This is a genomic window from Acinetobacter sp. YH12086 (assembly GCF_013419345.1).
Taxonomy (GTDB): Bacteria; Pseudomonadota; Gammaproteobacteria; order Pseudomonadales; family Moraxellaceae; genus Acinetobacter; species Acinetobacter amyesii.
The window spans coordinates 1-6,880 of record NZ_VPAF01000035.1; the positions used below are offsets into that span (position 1 = coordinate 1).

Genomic DNA, 6,880 nt, shown 5'->3' on the forward strand with positions numbered 1-6,880 from the left:
CACGTAAAAGGCATGCCCTTCACGTTGATATGACCACGCATAGGCATCTTCGGTGCTTTCATATCGTGCTAATGCAGACTCAAGTGCGTGATTACTAATACGGACTGTTTGATAGCCTTGCGTCATCACCACTTGGTTGGCACCAAAGTCTGTTTGAGATAACCAAATCAAGCTCGATCCAAACTCAACAATGCTGTCTTTTGCAATACAGCCAGTAGGCATATATGCACCCGATTGCCGCACAAAAGGTGCATCTTTATCGCCTGTGGAAATCCAAACTTCTGTTGTCTTTTCGCCAATCAACCAAAGCATGCCATTGTTTGCAATTACTCGGATTAAATTATCGCTTCGGCTTTCGGCTGTAGCATAGCTCAGCGCATCAGTTTCATGCGTTAGCAATCCCGACCATTGAATCTGCCCTGTGTTTGGCACAGTCCAGATGAAACGTGCATCCAAGAAAGTGACAGTTGATGCCCCAAAGAATCCATTACCATCTTCAGTTGAGCCATCATCCACTAAAATTTCAGTTAGTGAATCATCTGCAATATTGTAGACATGACCTGTAAACCCATACTCATCATTACCGGTCATAAACACTTCAAGGCCGTTATCAGCAAAGGTGACTTTATCAAGTCCACGCATATAGCCAATATCACGCCACACGCCGTTTTGAATAACAACCAAGCGCATTGATACAACAACCAAAACACGATCATTAAGCGCATACAAGCCACGAACTTGAGCTGCGTATTGCTGCGACTCACCGACAAATTCAAATAACTTGGTTAGACCTTCAGTCGGTAGTAGTGCTGAAACTTGTGGCGCGGTACCGCTTTCTACAGCCTGAGGATATAAATTTAATGTGCGCTGGCAGTCAATCGACCAATCTTTTAAATGATATGACGGCCCGACAATTGGAAGATCAACTGACATCATATTAAAGCCCTATCGGTAAATCATTATTGACATAAAATGGCGTTGAATTGCTGCGCTTAAGAAGATCAATTGCGCTTGCTTGATTACGGATCAAGAGTGCGCTTGGCTCTACACCAAACATTGGTGCAATTTCTAACGCAAGACTTAAAATTAATGGTCGTTCGTATTTTGTAGGCAGCTCAATTTCATCGAATGATTCAAGTTGAGTCGGCAGCACATAAGCGTTAATTTCTAATTTTTTCGCATCTTCTAATACTTGGAATTTCCAGTAAGGTTGCTGCTCGGTGTAGACAACTGGAATATATGTGCCTGTGTTATTTAAGTCACGAATCATCAAGATATCTGCATCATCAAGCTTGGCGTGATCTGATAGAGATTGAATCGTTTCATTTAGCGTATATGTGCCAGCACCGTGTAAATCTACAGTAACCGGCTGCACTTTATAAATGAAAAGACGTTCCGTGGCCCACTGTGCAAGCAAGCCACGCAAGGAATCAACTGCGTCAGCAATCTCATTCGCTTCGGCATTTTCACCTGCTGCAAGCACCCCCAATTGCTTAAGTGATAGTTCAATAAGTTTGCTGACGTTCATTATTAAGATTCCAAAATTGCGATTAATTCCGCTTTTGTGTCATTTGCTTTGAATGTTTTACCTTGCTCAACGATTAAGGTTTGCAATTCTTCTTTGGTGAGTGCGTTGTAATCTGCGCCTTGCGGTTGAATCACATCACCGACTTGTTGTGCTGCGCCTTTCAATTGTTGAATTTCAGCTTCAGCATTTGCCAAACGCTCTGCCACAGCATCAAATTGCTCAGTAGTCACAAAACCATGTGGTGTTTCACCCATTGCGACTTCTTCGACTTCCGGCTCAGGATTGGGCAAATCAACGTAATCCATGAAGCCCATATCACGATATTGCTGTTCTTCTTCTGAATCTTGTACAGCACGACATGAGTATTGTTCGCTGTCACCGACGTACAGCATCTTTGGGTATTCTTGAGTCATTTCCTTACTCCAAAAAATGACAACGCCCCAATTAAGGGGCATGTGTTGTCATGGGTTTATTAACTTAAGCGCGAATCTTGCCAATACGCGAAGCATGGTTACCGCGCACTGTGGCAAAGCCATACAAGACATCAAGACGGGTGTCTGTAGTCAGAGTTTGGATATCACCACCAGTTTGAACAGTTAATGCAAAAGCATCCGACTTGAACATATAACCTTCGGCACTTGGAATCACACCAATAGGCACGAATGCTGCTGCAAATGCATGTGGATCATAAGCTAATGCTTGTTCAATCAAATCACCTTCCGCACCGATAAAATTAAGTACAGCTCCTGTTGCTGGGCTTTCATTCACTGTCGCATTTGCTTGGCGAACCGTTGCCACTTGATCAGGTGTGATTTCTGGGTAAATTTTCAGGGCTGCAGTGGCGCCACCCGCGGTTACTTTTTCAAGTACAACAAACTGCATCAAATGGCTGGTTGGTTGGCGTGTAAGTGGGTGAAGCATATAAACACCAGGAATAGTAAATACCTGTCCCGCTTCAATCACATCACCATTTGTGAGACCTGTTACAGCAAGTAAACCACCTTTTTGGCCTGCGCCATTCACAGTCATGCCTGCAACCTGACCAACTGTAAGTGACCAAATATGCTCAGATTCAAAGAAGTCAAAACCACGAGCACGCCCCACATAGCCTTCTTTGTACTGTTTGGCAATTTCAGCATTTGGGTTAAATAAGGTTCCGCTTGTATCCACGATGTCGTTGGAAAAATCACTTGAAATAATAACCTTACGATCTGAATCAGGCGATAAAGCACGATTCAGTGCAGAACGCGCACGGCCAAACGGTGCCAACGGATGAGGCTCACTCGCACCATAAAGCGTAAAATTATTTACAGTGAGAATCGCCTTTTTTAGGATGTCTGCATCAACAACTGCGGCAAGCGAGTTAACCGCTGGCTTTAAAAAGCGCTCTTTGTAGTTCGCCAAATCAAGCTCACGCTCATATACACCGAACTGCAAACCAACGTGCTTGTGAGTATCCACCTGCAGCACAACTTCTTGCTCTTGAGCGTTAATATTCTGATCATCTTTATTTAAGACATTACCATCAGTCACTACAGGAACAGGCGGAATACGAATAGTCACCTTTCCACCTTTTTTGTAGCCATCCACTTCTTTGCGGATATCTTTTTCACGCTCACGACTGATTGAGCGAATAAATACTGATTTCTCTAGAAGCATTGCTGCAGCTTCTTTAGCAATCATTGAATGTGTTAATACTTTATTAGCCATGTTTTACAAGCCTCTTGATTTTAAAAATTCGTTATCAGACATGCTTTCAGTGCTTCGTGCAGCTGGAGCATTCGCTTTTACTGGATTGATTGGTTTTGGAGCTTTACTGACAGAAGGCGGGGTTTTAGTCTTTTTGCTTTCGATGATCTGGCCGATCTTCATTGCTGCCTGAACTTGGTTCATCTGCGAGAGAGCAATGTAGGTGTCTTCATCGTCCAGCAAATCTTTAGCAAGCTTCAATGTGTCTACAGCTGATAAGCCAAACTGATCAAGCTGAATTGGTAGCTGTGGCAAAGCTTCTGCCTTCTGAGCATAGGTATTAAAATCAATACCTTGTTCTTCTAGTTCAGCAATTGCTGTTTGCATTTCAACTTGTTTGGCTTCTTGCGATTTGCTGCTTTCACGCTCATCAAGCTTGGCAAGTACACGTTCTTCAGCTTTATCAATGTGATATTGCTCAAGTGCTTCTTCATACTTCCCGAAGTCTTCAAAATCATCGATCACAGGACGTTTGATTTCTGAAACTTTTGCTTTTGTTTCTTGCTCTGAACGCCAGCGCTTGAGTTCAGCGTTTTCACGCGCTAACTGCTCAATACGTTCTTGAGCGCGATTTTTCTTCGGCTTCTCAGGTTCTGCTTTTTCAGGCTCTTGAGTTTCCTCTTTTACCTGTGTTTCAACACCTTCTTTGCCTTCACCCCATTCTTTAATCTCTTGACTTTCAGCACCTGTATTTTCCGTTGCGGCGGTTTCAACGTTGTCGTGAGTTTCAGAATTGTTCGGATCCATCTAAGTTCTCCAATAGTGGTATTCCACTGTTTTCAGCCGTAGCGCTTTCCCCGAATTGGCTAATTTCAGGAGCGAATTGTTCTTGAGCACTTTCTTCAGGCATTAAAAAACCCTGCTCAGCGGCAGGGTCTTGTAAGCTTGTTTGCGTCATATCTGGTGGCGGCTCAAATCCATCAGACTGCGGTAAAATCGGCTGGCTTGGAGCGTAACTGTCTACACCCTCGCCTTGTTCTGTCCAATTTGGCGGTGTGTTTTGCCAATTTATATTTTGTTTAATTAGATCCACAACACCTCGAAGCTCTTGAACATCTGCACGGCTTGCAGCATTAATCTGTGCAACCTGAATATCCTTCTGAGCTTGTAATTCAGCCTTGAAGATTTCCACATTGCGCTCAGCATTCTTGTCATTCAATTGACCTTGTAATGCTTCTAAGTCGGCTGTCATTTTCTGTACAAGCTGGTCAAGTTGTGCAATTTGCGCTTTGGCTTGCTCAGGATCAATCTTGTCTTTACCAAGTGCTTGAGCTGGTACAAGCATTTTCACACGTTCAGCAATTTCTTTCGCATTCAGTAATGGTGAATTAATCACAATCAGGTCAGCAACTAAATTGAATAGTGCCGGGTTGCTTTGTACAAGCTGCATCATCAATGCGAATGACTGTTCACGCTGCGTATTGAAACTTGGGCCAGTGTCCATGCGAATATCAAAACGACCAATCGACATATCGTTCAGAATGCCGTTAATTGCACGTGTCTGCTCATCAGGTGTTTGTGGTACAGCATTCAAACGTACAAGCTCACTATCACCATCCGCACCAACAATCCGACGCACCATTTCAGTGTCATAAAGAATTGGGAATAAACCAACCAATACTCGCGCTGAATGACGAATCGTTTTGTTTAAGTTGTCTTGAAAGTGAAATTGCGCTGTATCTGATTGACGCTGCAGCAAACCGATTGCAACACCTGATTGTTGATTAACATCTTGCCCCATTTGTGGAGCATGCATATTTAGAATATCAGGGATAAGCGTCTTGGCATTTTCCGATGCATTCAGAATACCCACTGGTGGAGCTGCTGCGCCCAACTTGGTCGGGTATGGAATCTGATTGCCATTGTCATCAGTTGCCTTGAATCGAAGGTAAGCTGCACCCGATGGATTCTGCCACTCTTCAAAACCAGCAATACCACGATCATCTACAATCGTCATTTCATCTTGGTTTTTCTGCAAGATATGCGCTTCGGTGGACTTCCAATAATTGAATAGTCGCTGTGCATCTTTTGCAAAATGAACCAATGAAAAAACATGGCGCTTATTTTCAACCCAAGTCACTTCACCATAAACAGGAAAGATTGGAATGTATTCACCTGGGAAGACACCAGTTTCCAAAATCTTAACACCTGATACTTTGGCCCATTTGATTTCGGTGCGTGTGGTTTCACGCTCATTCACTGTGAGTTGTTTTAAGTCATCTTCCGTCCATTGCTTAAGCAAAACAGACTTAAACTCAGTTGAACCATCTTCAAGCATCAAGAGTGTGTCTTTCACTTCATCTTTGTAGAAGTATTCAGCGATACAAACAGTATTGTCGTCTGTATTTGTCCACTCTTCTGATTTATCCATCTCAAAATCTGAGACAGCATCATCACCGTAATCTTTTGCGATCTGATCTTTATCGACCCACTCACAAACTAAAGCCTTGGTCATATCGGATCCATCTAAGGACCTTGATAGTGGATCAATTAGAACAGCTTGAGGGTTTTCAATAGATTTGAATTGTGGCTCTTGATTGAATGACTTCTCATTGATGTAGTCAGTCGTAATTCGATAAAAACCAACCGCAGCATGCACCTGATTAGCTGCTGCAATATCTAGAGCATTCTCAAAGTTTGAAGCTTCTTCAACGTCTTTGATCAGGCCTTCCAATACTTTTGCTGTTTCAGGATCAGCACCACTATCAACCGGTACAACTTTAGCCTGTGGTCGGTTCTGACGCATTGTATTAATCTGCTGCTGCACATAGGTGCGGACAAGATTAATTTCAAGCGTTGGTTTACCTTGTGCTTTACGTTGTTCAAGCGCCTTTTTATCCCATTGCTCACCCTTCAGTGTTACAAAGCGCTTGTCTTCAAGTCCTTGATCATAGATAGGTTGCCAGTAATCCTGCGCATCATCACGAAATTTAATGATCTCAGTGAGTAAATCTTTATCTTGCTTTTCCATTATCCCATCCAAGAATTCTGTCGCGGCGGTGGCGGAGGTGGTGCTGTTTTAGTTGGCTCACACATCTTATTAATATTTAAAGCACCTTCACCAAATGCATCAGAGCTATGTGAAGCCCAGTCATGCACTGGCGTTGCTTTAAATTGATCTAATTTATCGTTGAACTCACGACGATAGTTCTGCAATGCCCGAATACCGTGTTTGCATTTCTCAGCATCAAACCAACAGTCTTTTAAGAATTGGCGAGTTGCCTCAATACGATCTTCAACACCAAGCCTTGCACCTTTATTCATTCGATAGCCAAGTGTTGCCATTGTTTGCTCACGGCTTACACCGCTTGATAAGTCACGTGCTGCAATATCATGTGGTGCAAAGTGTTTTTCATAGCGATAACCAAACTTCTGTGCTTTCTCATCAAGAATTCGAGCGTAATGCGCCAGTGGCTCATTGTTTGCTTCATAGTGATCAATAGCGCGCTTTTCTTTGCCGTAGATCTGGAAGAACCAAATTGCAGTAGGATCAAGAATCCCCAAATCCCACGATGTATAAACGGGTAAATTTGGATCATGCGGAACTTTGCAAATACGATTCTCACGCTTGATCTGCTCAAACTCAGCTTTGTAGATTGCGCC

Annotated in this window: 5 protein-coding genes and 2 pseudogenes; all 7 read right to left on the minus strand. The window is 43.1% G+C overall.

Translation table 11 applies throughout. The features are described 5' to 3' along the window. Positions 1–936 (minus strand): annotated as a pseudogene (locus tag FTU29_RS16885) (hypothetical protein); the annotation flags it as partial. Position 937: 1 nt separating this feature from the next. After that, the gene (locus tag FTU29_RS16890; protein WP_180123002.1) at positions 938–1,528 is read right to left on the minus strand and encodes a hypothetical protein; all 591 of its coding nucleotides are present in this window, start codon (positions 1,526–1,528) and stop codon (positions 938–940) included. A gap of 2 nt (positions 1,529–1,530) precedes the next feature. Then, a complete protein-coding gene (locus FTU29_RS16895; RefSeq protein WP_180123004.1) occupies positions 1,531–1,941 on the minus strand; it encodes a hypothetical protein in 411 nt (136 codons plus the stop codon). A 64-nt stretch (positions 1,942–2,005) separates the two neighbouring features. Next, positions 2,006–3,238 carry a P22 phage major capsid protein family protein gene (locus FTU29_RS16900; RefSeq protein WP_180123006.1) on the minus strand — a complete coding sequence of 411 codons (1,233 nt, stop codon included), beginning with the start codon at positions 3,236–3,238 and terminating at the stop codon, positions 2,006–2,008. A gap of 3 nt (positions 3,239–3,241) precedes the next feature. Then, positions 3,242–4,024 (minus strand): hypothetical protein, encoded by a 783-nt coding sequence (locus FTU29_RS16905; protein ID WP_180123008.1) that lies wholly within the window; start codon positions 4,022–4,024, stop codon positions 3,242–3,244. Then, positions 4,005–6,248: a portal protein gene (locus tag FTU29_RS16910; protein WP_180123010.1), complete on the minus strand. Its 2,244-nt coding sequence runs from the start codon at positions 6,246–6,248 to the stop codon at positions 4,005–4,007. Before FTU29_RS16910 ends, FTU29_RS16905 begins: the two co-directional genes overlap by 20 nt. Then, positions 6,248–6,880 (minus strand): annotated as a pseudogene (locus FTU29_RS16915) (PBSX family phage terminase large subunit); the annotation flags it as partial. The pseudogene FTU29_RS16915 and the gene FTU29_RS16910, both read right to left, overlap by 1 nt.